Annotated in this window: 12 protein-coding genes, 1 tRNA gene and 1 pseudogene; 3 read left to right on the top strand and 11 right to left on the bottom strand. The window is 65.8% G+C overall.

The features are described 5' to 3' along the window. Positions 1 to 52 precede the first annotated feature (52 nt). Entirely contained in the window at positions 53 to 439 is a 387-nt protein-coding gene (locus tag ABJF88_16470; GenBank protein MEP0548531.1) for a transposase, read from the top strand. A 14-nt stretch (positions 440 to 453) separates the two neighbouring features. Next, positions 454 to 1,008 (top strand): annotated as a pseudogene (locus tag ABJF88_16465) (IS630 family transposase). Between the two features lie 8 nt (positions 1,009 to 1,016). Here ABJF88_16465 and ABJF88_16460 read toward each other — a convergent pair. Further along, positions 1,017 to 1,247, bottom strand: a complete 231-nt coding sequence (locus tag ABJF88_16460) for a hypothetical protein (protein ID MEP0548530.1) — start codon at positions 1,245 to 1,247, stop codon at positions 1,017 to 1,019. Positions 1,248 to 1,521: 274 nt separating this feature from the next. Here ABJF88_16460 and ABJF88_16455 point away from each other — a divergent pair, with 274 nt between their 5' ends. Then, positions 1,522 to 4,206 (top strand): T9SS type A sorting domain-containing protein, encoded by a 2,685-nt coding sequence (locus tag ABJF88_16455; protein MEP0548529.1) that lies wholly within the window; start codon positions 1,522 to 1,524, stop codon positions 4,204 to 4,206. Positions 4,207 to 4,294: 88 nt separating this feature from the next. Here the strand turns inward: ABJF88_16455 and rpoC are convergent, their stop codons facing one another. The 10 genes from rpoC to tuf all read right to left on the bottom strand — a co-directional run. Further along, positions 4,295 to 8,617, bottom strand: a complete 4,323-nt coding sequence (gene rpoC / locus ABJF88_16450; protein MEP0548528.1) for a DNA-directed RNA polymerase subunit beta' — start codon at positions 8,615 to 8,617, stop codon at positions 4,295 to 4,297. Between the two features lie 80 nt (positions 8,618 to 8,697). Beyond that, positions 8,698 to 12,519 (bottom strand): DNA-directed RNA polymerase subunit beta, encoded by a 3,822-nt coding sequence (rpoB, locus tag ABJF88_16445; GenBank protein ID MEP0548527.1) that lies wholly within the window; start codon positions 12,517 to 12,519, stop codon positions 8,698 to 8,700. Positions 12,520 to 12,852: 333 nt separating this feature from the next. Then, the gene (gene rplL / locus ABJF88_16440) at positions 12,853 to 13,230 is read right to left on the bottom strand and encodes a 50S ribosomal protein L7/L12 (protein ID MEP0548526.1); all 378 of its coding nucleotides are present in this window, start codon (positions 13,228 to 13,230) and stop codon (positions 12,853 to 12,855) included. 130 nt (positions 13,231 to 13,360) lie between these two features. After that, the gene (gene rplJ / locus ABJF88_16435; GenBank protein MEP0548525.1) at positions 13,361 to 13,891 is read right to left on the bottom strand and encodes a 50S ribosomal protein L10; all 531 of its coding nucleotides are present in this window, start codon (positions 13,889 to 13,891) and stop codon (positions 13,361 to 13,363) included. A gap of 38 nt (positions 13,892 to 13,929) precedes the next feature. Then, on the bottom strand, positions 13,930 to 14,652 hold the full coding sequence (gene rplA, locus ABJF88_16430) for a 50S ribosomal protein L1 (GenBank protein ID MEP0548524.1): 723 nt from the start codon (positions 14,650 to 14,652) through the stop codon (positions 13,930 to 13,932). A 118-nt stretch (positions 14,653 to 14,770) separates the two neighbouring features. Beyond that, positions 14,771 to 15,205, bottom strand: coding sequence for a 50S ribosomal protein L11 (gene rplK / locus ABJF88_16425; protein ID MEP0548523.1), 435 nt, complete (start codon positions 15,203 to 15,205; stop codon positions 14,771 to 14,773). 153 nt (positions 15,206 to 15,358) lie between these two features. Continuing rightward, positions 15,359 to 15,916 (bottom strand): transcription termination/antitermination protein NusG, encoded by a 558-nt coding sequence (gene nusG / locus ABJF88_16420; protein MEP0548522.1) that lies wholly within the window; start codon positions 15,914 to 15,916, stop codon positions 15,359 to 15,361. 77 nt (positions 15,917 to 15,993) lie between these two features. After that, on the bottom strand, positions 15,994 to 16,182 hold the full coding sequence (gene secE / locus ABJF88_16415; protein MEP0548521.1) for a preprotein translocase subunit SecE: 189 nt from the start codon (positions 16,180 to 16,182) through the stop codon (positions 15,994 to 15,996). Between the two features lie 49 nt (positions 16,183 to 16,231). After that, positions 16,232 to 16,304, bottom strand: a tRNA-Trp gene (locus ABJF88_16410). An 80-nt stretch (positions 16,305 to 16,384) separates the two neighbouring features. After that, a partial coding sequence (gene tuf, locus ABJF88_16405) for an elongation factor Tu (GenBank protein ID MEP0548520.1) occupies positions 16,385 to 16,612 on the bottom strand: 228 nt, incomplete at its 5' end.

Genomic DNA, 16,612 nt, shown 5'->3' with positions numbered 1-16,612 from the left:
CTAGAGCAGGGTTCTGGATGATGTAAGTTGGGGCGACCCCAACTCCTCGCTCATGCGCGCCTTCTCGCTCGACCTCCGCCAACGCGTCCTCGACGCCGCCCTCCGCGGCGACCACACCGAACGAGCCGTCGCCGCCGCCTTCGGCGTCAGCCTCGGCTTCGTCCAGAAGCTCAAGCGCCGGTGGCGCACGGCCGGTACGGCCGCCCCCGTCGAGCAGCGCCGGGGGCCGACCCCGGCCCTCTCCGACGAGGACCTCGCCGCGCTGGCCGAGCACGTCCGCGAGGCCCCCGACGCCACCGACGACGAGCGCCGGGCATGGCTGGCCGCCGAGCGGGGAGTCGAGGTCAGCCGGCCGACGGTGAACCGGGCGCTCGCTCGGCTCGGGCTCACGCTCAAAAAAAGACGCTCCGGGCCTCCGAGCGCGACCGGGAGGACGTAGCCGAGGAGCGGGCCGCCTTCGTGGCCGAGCAGCCGTCGCTCGACGCGGCGCGGCTGGTGTTCCTCGACGAGACCGGCTCGAACGTGGCGATGACGCGGCACCGGGGCCGGAGCCCGCGCGGGGAGCGCCTCTACGGCTCGGTCCCCCACAACCGGGGGCAGAACCTCACCGTCGTCGGGGCCATCGCGGCCGAGGGCGTCGTCTGCCACCGGGCGCTCGACGGCGGCCTCCGGGGCCCGTCGTTCCTCGCCTTCGTGAGCGAGGCGCTGCTCCCAGCGCTCCGCCCCGGCGACGCCGTGGTCATGGACAACCTCAGCGCGCACAAGACGAAGGCGGTGCGGGCGGCCTTCGAAGCCGCCGGCGTCGGCGTGCTCTACCTCCCGCGGTACAGCCCGGAGCTCAACCCGATCGAGCTGTGCTGGTCGAAGGTGAAGGCACGGCTGCGGGCCGTCGGAGCCCGTACGCGGGAGGCCCTGCGCGCGGCGGTGGCCGAGGCGCTGGAAGCGGTGAGCGTGGAGGAGGTGGGGGCGTGGATCAGGCACTGTGGCTACTCGCTTACATCAACATGATCTGCGCTCTAGTCTTCCAGCGGCGGCGACGGGCGCCGAGGCGAGACGGGCATGTCGGCATTGCCCTCCTCGACTTGTTGCTCGGGAGCGGGCAGCGCGGCGTCGGCTCCCGTATCCCCTTCGGGGCGGTCGACGGTGAGGAACAGCGCCATCACGATGAACAGGATGGCGGCACCGCCGATCATGAGGAGGACGAGCTTCGAGGAGATGGGAGTGGAGTCGGAGGAGGGATCAGCCACAGCGGGAGCGAACCAGTATGAGGGGAGAGGAGAGACGAATCCAACGCCGCACTTCCCTCAAGGTTTGGAGCTGCCTTCAACCTTCGCGCCTACGCGCGAGGCCCCGACTTAACTCGGAGAGCAGCGCAGGAGGCAGGTCGTCACGGGTGTGCACCTAACACTTGCACAATCACTTCCGACTCCCTAGCTTGCCGAACAGCTCCCTCGTCAACACACCCCGCATCGCTCCCGCTGAAGGCTACCCTCCCTGTGTGTCCACTCAGCCTTCGACTCGATGCGTATGCTTCCCTTCCTTGTTGTCGTCGGCTTCGCATTCTGCGGAGCCGTGTCCTCTGCTCACGGTCAAGCCGGCTCGCTCGACGCTACCTTCGGCGAGGACGGCGTTGTCACACAGGGGATCGGAGTCGCTGAGAAGAATGTAGCGCGGGGGGCCGTGGTCCAATCTGACGGCCGTGTGGTCCTTGCGGGCAGCGCCGACAACCTATCCCTGTCGGCTTCGTGGTTTGGGCTCGCCCGTTTCCATTCTCGAGGCACGTTGGATACCTCGTTCGGTACCGGTGGTCATGCGGAGGCCGGCTTCGAGTATCCGGCAGCAGCCCATGCCATCGCGCTTCAACCGGACGGTCGCCTCGTTGCGGTGGGGTGGACAGAAGAGTCAGGTGGCGGTCCACGGGCCTTCGCTCTCGCCCGGTTCGGCATCGATGGAACACCGGACGTCACATTCGGCGACAACGGGCTCGTTGTTACCCCCTTCGGCGGCGGTGCCGAGGCCAATGCCGTCGCGCTCCAGCCCGACGGGCGGATCGTCGTGGCGGGGATCGCTGCGAGCGGGGGCGGCTTCGCTGTAGCGCGCTATCTCCCTGACGGCACGCTCGACCCCGACTTCGGCGACGGCGGGCGCGTCACCATCACGTTCGATACCTACAGTTCGGCGCGTGCTATCGCCATTGACAGTGCGGAGCGGATCGTCGTCGCTGGACATGGGGGACGCTCCCTGGTCGTCGTTCGCTTCCTCGACGACGGGAGTCCCGATCTCACCTTCGGTACAAACGGGCGCGTGCTCCTCAACCTAGACTCGTACACGCTGGGATATGCCCTCGCCCTCCAACCGCCCGATGACCGAATTGTCGTCGCAGGCTCCGTCATTGACACCGGAGGCGGAAGAGACTTCGTACTCGTCCGGCTCGCTGAGGACGGAGCGCTCGACTCCACTTTCGGGGAGAGCGGCGCCGTGCGGACGGAGTTCTCGGGGAGTAGCTACGCCCACGCCCTCGCGATAGCACCGGACAGCGAGATTCTCGCTGCCGGCCACGAGCTTGGAAACGGAGGGGGTGCTGTGCTCGCACGCTACCTCCCTGATGGCGAACTCGACCCCACCTTCGGTGAGGAAGGCCGCCTCCGGGACGTGGGCCTCTCCGACGCCTGGGCATTAAGCGCCGTCGCCTCGGGACGTGCGATCGTTGCTGGGACGGCTGCCCTCCCCCGTGGCTCCGGCTTCGCCGCCACGCGACTTTTCGCCGACGGTAGACTCGATCCCAGCTTCGGCGGCGACGGTAGTGTCACCACGCGCGGGTTCGGCACGAGCAACGCCGCGGCCACTGCGGTCGCGACGCTTCCCGATGGGAGAACGGTGGCGGCCGGGTGCGCCACGACGCGATCTGGCCGCGGGTTCTACCTCGCCCGCTTCGACGCCGAGGGCGCGCTCGACCCCAGCTTCGGCGAAGACGGGGTGGTGGTAACGGAGTTCGGCGAGGACGCCTGCGTCTACGACCTCGCGCTGCAACCCGACGGGCGCCTCCTCGCACTGGGCACGAGTTCGGGGCTCGTTGCCACCAGTTCGAGGCTTGCCGCCGCTCGTTACCTACCCAACGGCACGCTTGACTCCACCTTTGGAGAAGAGGGACGCGTGATGCTTTTCCCAGCGTTCGCGGCTCGGACTTTCCAACTCCTGCCGGAAGGCCAGATCGTAGCAGGCGGATGCCTCCTCGGAGTTGGCGGGGGACTCGCCCTGGCTCGCCTCCTCCCCGATGGCGCACCCGATCTCACGTTCTCCGAGGATGGACTGACGGCGGCCGGCCTCGCCGGATGCGCAGTCGATCTCGCCGTACATCCCGATGGGCGCACCGTCGCTGTCGGTTCCGTAACTCGAAGGGTGACAACGGACGAGTCCGACGGCGTGATGTACCGGTTTCTGCCCGACGGTTCACTCGACGCTGCGTTTGGATCACTGATCCACCTCAGCTTGATCAACGAGTTGACGATGGTCAACCTTCAGCCCGACGGGGGCGTCATCGTAGGAGGCTATTTCGGCCCCGTAAGCGTGACCTTCAACCTCCTACGGTACACCCCCGAAGGAACACGGGATCTCTCATTCGGTGAGGAAGGCCTAGCACGTCCGTTGGATAACGGACGTGATCTCGCCGTCCTGCCGGACGGGCGGCTCTTCGTCGCGGGCTCACACGACGCTCACCTCGCCCTCGCTCGCCTCCTCCCCGACGGGGCGCTCGATCCTGCCTTCGGTGTGGGCGGCGTCACCACGACGGAGATCGAGACGTACTCCTACGCTTCCGCGCTGTCGTTTCTCGCCGACGGGCGTGCCGTCGCATCAGGAGGTTCCGCTTCTACTTCCGGCACCCGCATGGTCATCGTCCGCTACCTCGAAGCCGTCGAAGTCGCAGCGGAGACGGAGGCTTCCCCTTCGATCACTGCCATGTCAGTCTTCCCCAACCCGTCTGCCCGAGAAGCCACGGTTAATCTCGCGCTCGCCACTGCCTCCGAAGTCTCAGTCACCGTCTACGACGTGCTCGGACGGCGGGCGGCAATGCTTTACAGGGGGCCACTCGGAATGGGCACCCATACCTTCGCCCTCGACGCGGCGCGGCTCCCGGCCGGGCTCTACCTCGTCCGCGCTACGGGCGACGGGGTCGAGGCCACGCAGCGGATCACCGTGCTTCGCTGATCCAAGCCCTCGCACCTCCAACAGCACAGCGCCCCGGCCGTCGCGAGGACAGCCGGGGCGCTGGTGGTCTTTCTGTCGAGCGAGCCGCTTACAACCCGGCTTCGACGGCGGTGCTGCCGTCGCCGGCCGGCGTGCGAGACGTGCCGCTGACGGCGGCCTGCAGCGCTTCGAGCTCCTTCTTCGAGCCCACGACGATGTCGCGGTAGCGCCGGAGCCCGGTACCCGCCGGGACGAGCTGCCCGACGATCACGTTCTCCTTCAGCCCGTAGAGCGGGTCGCTCTTGGCGCCGATCGCGGCGTCGGTGAGCACCTTCGTCGTCTCCTGGAACGAGGCGGCGGAGATGAACGAGTCCGTCGCGAGCGCGGCCTGCGTGATCCCGAGCAGCACGCTCTCGGCCACGGCCGGCTCCGTCGGGCGGACCTCGACGGGCTCTTTGTCCTCGCGCTTCATCTCCGAGTTGATCTCACGGAGTTGGCGGCGCGTGATGACCCCACCGATTTCGAGCTGGGTGTCGCCCGGAAGCGTCACGACGAACTGGTCGTAGAGCTCGTCGTTCGCCTGTTCGAGCTGGAAGCGGTCCACGAGGTTGCCTTCGAGGAACGTGGTATCGCCCGGGTCGGTGATGCGGACCTTCTGCATCATCTGCCGCACGATCGCCTCGATGTGCTTGTCGTTGATCGCGACGCCCTGGAGGCGGTAGACCTCCTGGACCTCGTTGACGAGGTACTCCTGCACGGCCGTGGGTCCCTGGATCGCGAGGATGTCCTGCGGCGAGATCTGCCCGTCGGAGAGGGCCTCGCCCGCGCGGACGAAGTCGTTCTCGTGGACGAGCATGTGCTTCGAGAGCGAGACGAGGTAGGCCTTCTCCGTCGCCCCGTCACGGCTCGTCACGATAACTTCCTGCGAGCCGCGCTTACGGCCGCCGAAGCTGACCACGCCGTCGATCTCGGAGACCACAGCGGGGTCGGTCGGCTGGCGCGCCTCGAAGAGCTCGATCACGCGCGGCAGACCGCCCGTGATGTCGCGCGTCTTGGCGCTCTGGCGCGGGATCTTCGCGATCACCTGCCCGGCCTGCACGTCGTCGCCCTGGTCGATCTGGAGGCGGGCGCGGACGGGCATCGTGTACTCCTTCTTGCCCCCCTTCGCCTTGATGATGACGGCGGGCGTGAGGTTACGCTCGCGGGTTTCGGTGATGACCTTCTCCTTGAACCCGGTCTGCTCGTCGGACTCCTCGCGGAACGTGGTGCCTTCGATCACGTCCTGGAACGTGACCGAGCCCTCGACCTCGGAGAGGATGACGGAGTTGTACGGGTCCCACGACGCGAGCACCTCGCCCTTTTCGATGGTCACCCCGTTAGCGGTCATGACTTCGGCGCCGTACGGGATCGGGTACGAGATGAGCTGGCGGTTGTCGTCGTTGGGGTCGAGGATGCGGATCTCGCCCTGGCGCGAGAGCACGATCTCCTGCTCGCCGTCGCCGCCGTCGTAGCTGACCGTGCGGAGGTTCTCGAACGAGACCTTGCCGGCGAACTTCGACTGGATCGTGGACTCGGCCGAGATGCGGCTGGCCGTACCACCGATGTGGAACGTGCGGAGCGTGAGCTGCGTGCCGGGCTCGCCGATCGACTGCGCGGCGATGACGCCGATCGCTTCGCCGGGCTCGACGAGGCGGCCGTTCGCGAGGTTACGCCCGTAGCACAGGGCACACACGCCGCGCGTGGCTTCGCACGTGAGCACCGAGCGGATCTCGACGCCCTCGATGGAAGTCTGGGCAATCGCTTCGGCGACGGCCTCGGTGATCACGTCGTTCGCTTCCACGATGAGGTCGCCCGTGAGCGGGTCGTGGACGTCGGCAATCGCGACGCGGCCGAGGATGCGGTCGGCGAGGGGCTCGACGACGTCTTCGTTGTCCTTGAGCGCGGCGATCTTGATGCCACGGATCGTGCCGCAATCGTGCTCGGTCACGGTCATGTCCTGCGACACGTCCACGAGCCGGCGCGTGAGGTAGCCGGCATCGGCCGTCTTGAGCGCGGTGTCGGCGAGGCCCTTACGGGCACCGTGCGTCGAGATGAAGTACTCGAGGACGGAGAGCCCCTCCTTGAAGTTGGAGAGGATCGGGTTCTCGATGATCTCGCCTGCGGAGCCGGACATCGACTTCTGCGGCTTCGCCATGAGGCCACGCATGCCGCCGAGCTGCCGGATCTGCTCTTTCGAGCCACGAGCGCCGGAGTCGGCCATCATGTAGATGGCGTTGAAGCCTTCCTTGTCCTCCTTCAGCGTATTGAAGAGGACGTCGGAGATCTTGTTGTTCGTGCGCGTCCAGATGTCGATCACCTGGTTGTAGCGCTCGTTGTCCGTGATGAAGCCCATCTCGTACTGGCCGCGCACGGTGCCGACCTCGCCCTCGGCCTTCTCGATGAGCGTCCGCTTGGCGTCGGGCACGACGATGTCGGCGAGCGAGAAGCTGAGCCCGCCGAGCATGGCCTGCGTGAAGCCGAGGTCCTTGACGTTGTCGAGGAAGGCGGCGGTCTTGGCGAAGCCCGTGGCCTTGAAGACCTGCGAGATGATGCCCCGGAGGTTCTTCTTCGTCAGCACGTCGTTGATGTAGCCGGCTTCGGCGGGGACGATCTCGTTGAAGATCGCCTTGCCGACGGTCGTCTCGATCATCTCGCCGGGCTGCGCCGAGCCGTCCCACATCGCGCGGCCGAGCCGGAGGTTGATGCGGGCGTGGAGGTCGACCTGGTTCTGGTCGTACGCCTGCCGCACTTCGCCGATCGAGCTGAAGCGCATGCCTTCGCCCTTCTGGCCCGCGCGGGACTTCGTGAGGTAGTACATCCCGAGCACCATGTCCTGCGACGGCACCGCGATCGGGTCGCCGTTGGAGGGGCTCATGATGTTGTGCGAGGACAGCATGAGGAGCTGCGCCTCGAGGATCGCGTCCTGGGAGAGCGGGACGTGGACGGCCATCTGGTCGCCGTCGAAGTCAGCGTTGAACGCCGTCGTGACGAGCGGGTGGATGCGGATGGCCTTGCCCTCGATGAGGACGGGCTGGAACGCCTGGATGCCCAGTCGGTGGAGCGTCGGCGCGCGGTTGAGCATCACCGGGTGCCCCTCGATCACCTTCTCGAGGATGTCGAACACATCCGCGGTCCGACGGTCGACGACTTTCTTGGCGCTCTTGACCGTCTTCACGATGCCGCGCTCGATGAGCTTACGGATGATGAACGGCTTGAAGAGCTCGACGGCCATCTCCTTCGGGAGCCCGCACTGGTGCAGCCCGAGCTCCGGCCCGACGATGATGACGGAACGGCCCGAGTAGTCGACGCGCTTGCCGAGGAGGTTCTGGCGGAACCGGCCCTGCTTGCCCTTGAGCATATCGCTCAGCGACTTCAGCGCGCGGTTCGAGTCCGAGCGGACGGCGTTGGCCTTCCGGCTGTTGTCGAAGAGGGAGTCCACCGCTTCCTGAAGCATGCGCTTCTCGTTGCGGAGGATGACCTCGGGGGCCTTGATGTCCATCAGCCGCTTCAGCCGGTTGTTCCGGATGATCACGCGGCGGTAGAGGTCGTTGAGGTCACTCGTGGCGAAGCGCCCGCCTTCGAGCGGGACGAGCGGGCGGAGCTCCGGCGGGATGACGGGGATGACCTTCATCACCATCCACTCGGGCCGGTTCTCCATCTTCTTGTGCGCCTCGCGGAAGTTCTCCACGACGGCGAGCCGCTTGAGCGCGTCGGCCTTGCGGGCCTGGCTCGTCTCGGTCTTGGCCTGGAAGCGGAGCTCGCGCGAGAGGCGCGGGAGGTCCTGCCGCTTGAGCAGTTCTTCGACAGCCTCGCCGCCGATCATGGCGACGAACTTCTCGGGGTCCTCGTCCGGGAGGCGGTTGTTGTCCTCGCGGATCTGGTAGAGGACATCGTAATACTCGTCCTCCGTCAGCAGCTGCCCTTCCTCGACGCCGAGACCACCGGCCGAGCCGGGCTGGATGACGACGTAGGCCTCGTAGTAGATCACCTTCTCGAGGTCCTTCGACTTCATCCCGAGCAGGTGCCCGATCTTGTTCGGGACGCTCTTGAAGTACCAGATGTGGACGACGGGCACGCTGAGCGTAATGTGCCCCATGCGCTCACGGCGGACCTTCTTCTGCGTCACCTCGACGCCGCATCGGTCGCAGATGATGCCTTTGTAGCGGATGCCTTTGTACTTGCCGCAGTGGCACTCCCAGTCCTTGACGGGGCCGAAGATCTTCTCGCAGAACAGCCCGTCTTTCTCGGGCTTGAACGAGCGGTAGTTGATCGTCTCGGGCTTGAGGACCTCACCATGGCTCCGCTCGAGGATGGCTTCCGGCGAGGAGAGGCTGACGGTGATGGAGGAGATGCCACCTTTGCGGGGGGGTACTTGCGTGGTTCCGTATGCCATGTGTTGTATCGGGAGCTATAAAGATGATACCGGTTGCGGTGGGCGCGCGGCCGCGCGCCCACCGCAGGGTGGCATGCCGATTAGTCGAGCTGGACTTCGAGGCCGAGGCCCTGGAGCTCGCGGACGAGCACGTTGAAGCTCTCGGGGATGCCCGGCTCGGGGAGCGTGTCGCCCTTGACGATGGCTTCGTAGGTCTTCGAGCGGCCCTGCACGTCGTCGGACTTGACGGTGAGGAGCTCGCGGAGGACGGCGGAGGCGCCGTAGGCGTAGAGCGCCCACACCTCCATCTCGCCGAAGCGCTGGCCGCCGAACTGCGCCTTCCCACCGAGCGGCTGCTGGGTGATGAGGCTGTACGGCCCGATGCTCCGGGCGTGGATCTTGTCCTCGACGAGGTGCGAGAGCTTGAGCATATAGATCTGCCCGACCGTCGTCAGCTGGTCGAACGGCTCGCCGGAACGGCCGTCGTAGAGCTGCGCACGGCCGTCCGTCGGCAATCCGGCGGCTTCGAGCTCGGCGGAGATGTCGTCCATCGTCGCGCCGTCAAAGGCGGGCGTGGCGTACTTCACACCGAGCTTATCGCCGGCCCACCCGAGGAGGGTCTCGAAGATCTGCCCGAGGTTCATACGGGAGGGCACGCCGAGCGGGTTGAGCGCGATGTCCACCGGCGTCCCGTCTTCGAGGAACGGCATGTCCTCGACGGGCACGATCCGGGCGACGACGCCCTTGTTGCCGTGGCGGCCGGCCATCTTGTCACCGACCTGAAGCTTGCGCTTCTTGGCGATGTAGACCTTAGCGAGCTGGACGATGCCGGGCGGCAGCTCGTCGCCCATCTGGATGCGGTACTGCTCGCGCTTGGCGAGGCCGGTCACGTCCGCGTGGCGGCGCTGGTAGTTCGAGAGGAGGCGGGCGATCTGCTCGTTCTTCTCGTCGTCCTTGGTGAACTCCTGCCGGATCTTGAGCTCCGACGGCTGCACTTCTTCAAACGACTTCTTCGTGACCTTGCCGCCCTCGCTGACCACGACGCTCCCGTCGCGCAGCTCGACGCCGCCCGAGGTTTCGTTGTGGGCGAGCTCGAAGAATCGCTCGTAGAACCGCTCGTTCAGCTCGGCCACGTCGCGGGCGATCTGGTTCTCGATCTGCTCGAGGCGGGCCTCTTCGGCCTTCTTCGTGGCCGGGTCGGCCTTGCGGCGGCTGAAGAGCTGCGTGTTGATCACGACGCCCTTCATCCCCGGCTTGGCCTTGAGCGAGGCGTCCTTCACGTCGCCGGCCTTGTCGCCGAAGATGGCGCGGAGGAGCTTCTCTTCCGGCGTCGGGTCGGTCTCGCCCTTCGGCGTGATCTTGCCGACGATGATGTCGCCGGGGCCGACTTCGGCGCCGATTCGGATGATGCCGCGCTCGTCGAGGTCGCGCGTGGCTTCCTCGGAGACGTTTGGGATCTCCCGCGTGAGCTCCTCTTCGCCGCGCTTCGTGTCGCGGACCTGGTGCTCGAACTCCTCGATGTGAACCGAGGTGAACACGTCGTCCTTCACGACGCGCTCCGAGATGACAATCGCGTCCTCGAAGTTGTAGCCCTTCCACGGCATGAACGCGACGAGCACGTTCTTGCCGAGCGCGAGCTCGCCCTTCTGCGTGGCGCAGCCGTCGGCGAGCACGTCGCCTTTGCTGACGCGCTGGCCGGCGTGGACGAGCGGCTTCTGGTTGATCGCCGTGTCCTGGTTCGTCCGGCGGAACTTGACGAGGTTGTAGACGCGGACGGGCTCTTCGAACGCGAGCGCCGTCTCGTCCTCCCCTTCGTCGTAGCGGACGATGATGCGGTTGGCGTCGACCTGCTCGATCACACCGTCGGCTTCGGCGACGACGAGCGCGCGGGAATCCCTCGCGGCGCGGCCTTCGAGACCGGTGCCGACGATCGGGCTCTCCGGGCGGAGGAGCGGGACCGCCTGCCGCTGCATGTTCGAGCCCATGAGCGCGCGGTTGGCGTCATCGTGCTCGAGGAACGGGATCATGCTCGCGGCGGGCGAGATGATCTGGTTCGGCGAGATGTCCATGTAGTCGATCTCGTCCGGCCGCATCAGCGGGAAGTCGCCGCGCTGGCGGCACCGGACGAACTCGTTCTCGAACGTGCCGTCGTCGGTCAGCGGAGCGTTCGCCTGCGCGATGATGACGCGGTCCTCGTCCTCAGCCGAGAGGTACTCGATCTCCTGCGTCACGACGCCGTCTTTGACGACGCGGTACGGGGTCTCGATGAAGCCGAAGTCGTTGATGACGCCGTGCACGCAGAGCGACGAGATAAGGCCGATGTTCGGGCCTTCCGGCGTCTCGATCGGGCAGAGCCGACCGTAGTGCGTGTAGTGAACGTCACGCACCTCGAAGCCGGCGCGCTCGCGGGTCAGACCACCGGGCCCGAGCGCCGACATCCGACGCTTGTGCGTCAGCTCGGCGAGCGGGTTCGTCTGGTCCATGAACTGCGAGAGCTGGTTCGTCCCGAAGAACGTGTTGATGACCGACGAGACGGTCCGCGCGTTCACGAGGTCCTGCGGCGTGAATTTGTCGGCGTCGCGAAGGTTCATCCGCTCCTTAATCGTCCGCGCCATCCGCGCGAGGCCGAGCGAGAACTGGCTCTGGAGCTGCTCCCCGACCGTCCGCACGCGGCGGTTGCCGAGGTGGTCGATGTCGTCGACGTGGCTCTTGCCGTTCTGGAGCGCGATGAGCTCTTTCACGATCGCGATGATGTCGTCGCGGGTCAGCGTAACGTCGTCGCGGTCCTTCGGCAGGTTCAGCCGCTGGTTGATGCGGTAGCGGCCGACATCGCCGAGGTCGTAGCGCTTCTCGGAGAAGAACAGCCGGTCGAGCACGCCGCGGGCGGTCTCGACGTCCGGCGGCTCGGAGCCGCGGAGCTGGATGTAGAGGTACTCGAGCGCCTCCTCCTCGGAGTGCGTCGGGTCCTTCTTAAGCGTGTTGAGGAGGGTCGCCTTGTCGAAGTCCTCCTCCTCTTCCTTGCGGACGAAGACCTGCTCGATGCCGGCCTCCTTGAGCATGCCGTAGTCGTCCTCTTCGAGCACGTGCTCGGCGGGGAAGAGCACTTCGCGCTCCCGAACTTCCTCGATCACCTCGCCCGTGTCCTCGTCGACGATCTCTTCGACGCGCTCGACGGTGACGCTCGCGGCGAGCGTGCGGCCTACGCCTTCCTTCCCGAAGTCGCGCTTGTTCGTCGTCGCGATCGTGTCGGCGAGGTCGAAGAGCCGGACGATCTCCTCGTTCGACGAGTAGCCGAGGGCGCGGAGGAGCGTCGTGACCGGCAGCTTCTTCTTCCGGTCGATGTACGCCCACATCACGTTCGACACGTCGGTCGAGAACTCGATCCACGAGCCACGGAACGGGATCACGCGGGCCTGATAGAGCTCGGTGCCGTTGGGATGGATGTTCTGGCCGAAGAAGACGCCCGGCGAACGGTGGAGCTGCGAGACCACGACGCGCTCGGCGCCGTTGATCACGAACGTCCCCTGCTCCGTCATGAACGGGAGGTTGCCGAGGTAGACATCCTGCTGGACGGCCTCTTCCGGTTCGTCCTCGTCCTCGTCCTCCTTCGACGAGAGCCGCAGCTTCGCCTTGAGCGGCACGGCAAAGCTCAAGCCCTGCGCGATGCACTCTTCGACGGAGTGCTTCGGCGCGTCGAGCTCGTAGTGCAGGAACTCGAGCGTGTAGCGCTCGCGGCTGTCGGTGATGGGGAAGTGCTCCAGGAAGACGCCCTGGAGACCCTTCGAGGGGTCGCGCTCTTCGGGCGCGACGTCGGCCTGCGCGAAGTCCGCGAAGCTCTGGAGCTGAACCCCGAGGAAGTCGGGGTACTCCAGCACGGGCTGGATGTCGGCAAAGGTGAGGCGACCGGTCTCGGTCGCGGGCAGTTCTTTTCGTTGGCGGGTGGTGGCGGTGGCTCTCCCGTTCGTGCTGTTTTTGCTCAACGTACGCCCCGATGAGTTGATAGCTGCCGAAAAAATTGGGCCAAATGGACCGACGGCAACGCGAGGTGCCTGCTCGGGTTCCGGGCCTGGACCGGTCTACACCGGCATTTCTAGTGCTCGCCGCTCTGGATACCAAGCGGCGAAAGCCGGCCCCCACCGTGAGGCGAGAACGCCTCGTTCCGGGTAAGCCGGCTCGCCCCACCGCCCGCCCCGCCGCACGAAGGCGACAGAAGCGGGCGGCGGGCTAAAGCCTACGCGCGATGCGCGAGGGACTGCTTACTTGAGCTCGACTTCGGCGCCGGCGCCTTCGAGCTTGCCCTTGATGTCGTCGGCCTCGGCCTTCGACACGCCTTCCTTGATGGCGTTGGGCGCGCCGTCGACGAGCTCTTTGGCCTCTTTGAGACCGAGCCCGGTGATGCCGCGGACCTCTTTGATGACGGCGATCTTGTTGCCGCCGATGCCTTTGAGGATCACGTCGAACTCCGTCTGCTCCTCGGCAGCGGCGCCATCACCACCGGCGGGGCCGGCGGCCATCGCGACGGCCGCAGCGGCCGGCTTGATGCCGTACTCGTCTTCGAGGACCTGAGCGAGCTCGCTCGCCTCTTTGATGGTGAGGTTGACCAGCTGCTCTGCGAGTTCTTTGATATCTGCCATGGTAGTGGGGTTTCCTGCGGCGGTCTACGCCCGAAGACTCAGAGAGTCGGAAGCTGCGCCGCTGATTAAGGGATGATGAGGTACTTATCACGAACGCCGCGGGGCGCGAGCCCCCGCCGTCCGATAGTCGTTACGCTTCCTCGCGCTCGGCGATCGTCTTGATCGCGCCGACGAGGTTCGAGCCCTGCGCCTGAAGGGCGCCGACCACGTTCGTCATCGGAGACAGGAGGAGGCCGATGATGTCCGCGACGAGCTCGTCCTTGCTCTTCAGCGCGGCGAGTTGTTCGAGGGCATCGGGGCCGAAGAACGCTCCGTCCACGTACGCGCCTTTGAGACGCGGGAGCGTGAGGTCTCCTTCGGTAAACTTCTTGATGACCTTGGCCGGGGTGGCGGGATCATTCGTGAAGGCGACGGCCGTCGGGCCGTGGAGTTGGTCGTAGAGCTCCGAGTAGTCGATGTCGAGCCCGTCCATCGCGCGACGGAGGAGCGTGTTCTTCAGGACCTTGAACCGGACGTCGGCCTTGAAAAAGGCGCTGCGCAAGTTGTTCGCCTGCTCGACGCTGAGGCCCGCATAGTCGGTGAGGTAGACGGTGTTGACGCTCTGGAGGTCTTCCGCAATCGCCGCGACCGCGTCCTGCTTCTGTGCTTTCGTAAGTGCCATGATTCAGCAAGTCTGAGGGTTCGTGTGCCGGGAGGGAGTTATCGCGCCGAGCCAACGGCGGCGTTGCGGTCCACCGGCACGGGCGGTCCCATCGTGGTCGAGAGCGTGATCGAGCGCATGTAGACGCCTTTCGCGGAGGCCGGCCGCAGCCGGAGGATCTCCTTGACGAAGGCCTCGGCGTTCTCCTTGATCTGCTCCTCGGAGAACGACGACTTCCCGATCGACGTGTGGAGGTTGCCGAACTTGTCGACGCGGAACTCGATCCGACCCGCCTTCACGGCCGTGACGGCCTCGGCGATGTCGTTCGTGACCGTCCCGCTCTTCGGGTTCGGCATGAGCCCACGGGGACCGAGGACGCGGCCGAGCCGGCCGATCTTCGGCATCACGCTCGGCGTGGCGATGAGGACATCGAAGTCGAGGAAGCCCTCGTTCTGGATCTTCTCGACGTAGTCGTCGAGCCCGGCGAGGTCAGCCCCGGCGCTGAGCGCCTCCTGCTGACGACCGTCCTCCGCGAGGACGAGCACGCGGACGGTCTTGCCGGTCCCGTGCGGGAGGGCCACCGAGCCGCGCACCATCTGGTCCGCGTGCCGGGGGTCGACGCCGAGCCGGAGGTCAATGTCGACGGACTCGTCGAACTTCGCCTTCGCCGTCTTCTTGATGAGGCCTGCGGCCTCCTCGATCGAGAACGTGCCGCCGTTGCCGTCGGCCGCCTCGCTGATCAGCTTCTGCGCGTCGCGATAGCGCTTTCCTTTCTTAGCCATGCGTATGGATGCTGTGCGGTACGAACGCCGACGCGAAGCCGGCTCCCGCAGTGGGTGTGAGACGAGGAGCCGACGAGCCGAAGATCATCGACCCATTGACTCTCCGATTCTTCGATTCCTAAGCCGGGATGCCGTCGACGGTGATGCCCATCGAGCGGGCCGTGCCGGCGATCATATGCGCAGCCTGATCGACCGTGTGCGCGTTGAGGTCTTCCATCTTGCGCTCGGCGATTTCCTTGCACTGGTCCCACGTGACCTTCCCGACCTTCTCACGAAGCGGGTCGGCGGCGCCTTTCTGGAGGTTCGCCGCCTGCTTCAGGAGCACAGCCGCGGGCGGGCTCTTGACGATGAAGTTGAAGCTCTTATCGGCGAACACCGTGATGACCACGGGGAGGACGAGGCCCATCCGGTCCTGCGTCTGCGCGTTGAACGCCTTGCAGAACTCCATGATGTTGACGCCCTTTTGGCCGAGGGCCGGGCCGATCGGCGGCGCCGGGCTCGCCTGGCCTGCCTTGATCTGCAGCTTGATAAAGCCGTCTATTTTCTTTGCCATAGTCGGTGTGCGGTGCAAACGCCGGGGCTGTAAGGCCGAGCGGCTCCCGCGCTAATCTTAAGGGTGGTAAAACGCAGCCGAGCCCATGTCTAAGGACGAACGGCCGCCTGGTTTCCGCTTCGCCGAGGCTTCACGGCGCATGGAACATTTGGGCTAGGCCTCGTGCTCGACCTGGAGGTAATCGAGCTCGAGCGGGGTCTTGCGGCCGAAGATGGAGACCATCACGCGGACCTTCATCTTGTCCGGGTACACCTCTTCGACGAACCCGGAGAAGTTGTTGAACGGGCCGTCGACGACCTTCACGGCGTCGCCCGACTTGAACGGCATCTCGGGCTGCTCGCCCGCGGCCGCCGTTTCCTCGACGCGGCCGAGAATGCGATTCACCTCGTCGGGGCGGAGCGGGGTCGGCTCGTCGCCCGTCGTGAGGAAGCCGATGACGGACGGGAGCGCCGAGAGGATATCGCTGAGGTACGGATCGAGGTATGCTTCGACGAGGAGGTAGCCGGGGAAGAATGTCTTCTCACGCGTGCGCTTCTTGCCGCCGCGCATCTCGAACACGGTCTCCGTCGGGATCAGGACTTCGCTAATGCGGTCCTGAAAGCCCTTGAGTTCGAGTTCGTTCTGAATCGCTTCCTTGACCTTCTTCTCGTGGCCGGAAAACGTCCGTAGCACGTACCACTTACGGATTCCTTCCTGCGTCTTCTTAGCCATAATTCCTGTCCTTCGCCAATAATCGTGGGAGCGCACCGCTCAACCGCGCGGCCGAGCCGGTCGGGCCTAGCCGACGGCTAGCCGTAGATGAACTGGAGGATCTGACTGATCCCCTTGTCTGCGAAAAAGATGAACAGCGCGAGGATGAACGAGGCGATGAGCGTCAGGCTGGTGTTGCTGACGAGCTCCTTCTGCTTCGGCCAGTGCACCTTGTTCATCTCCTTGACGACTTCCTGAACGTAACCCGCTCCTTTGTTGTCTGCCATGTCGCGTCGTGGTTCGCGTGCTAATGGTGGGGCCACGTGGACCCGTGAGCACGGGCGGCAGGACTCGAACCTGCAACCTGCGGTTTTGGAGACCGCTGCTCTGCCAATTGAGCTACGCCCGTGTGGGCGAGTCCCGAATGACGAGCGACGAAGGACGAGTGTTGCTCCCACTCGTCGTTCGTCACTCGGAACTCACAGTTTGTTAGTCGAGGATGTTGGTGACGACACCGGCGCCCACCGTCCGGCCGCCCTCGCGGATCGCGAAGCGCAGCCCCTGCTCCATCGCCACCGGCACGATCAGCTTCACCTTGAACTGCGTGTTGTCCCCCGGCATCACCATCTCCACCCCCTCCGGCAGCTCGATGTCCCCCGTCACGTCCGTCGTGCGGAAGTAGAACTGCGGCCGGTACCCCTTGAAGAACGGCGTGTG

The organism is Rhodothermales bacterium, assembly GCA_039944855.1.
Lineage (GTDB): Bacteria > Bacteroidota > Rhodothermia > Rhodothermales > JANQRZ01 > JBBSMX01.
The sequence above is the reverse complement of the archived record's forward strand: the minus strand, read 5'-3'. Positions and strand labels throughout refer to the sequence as shown.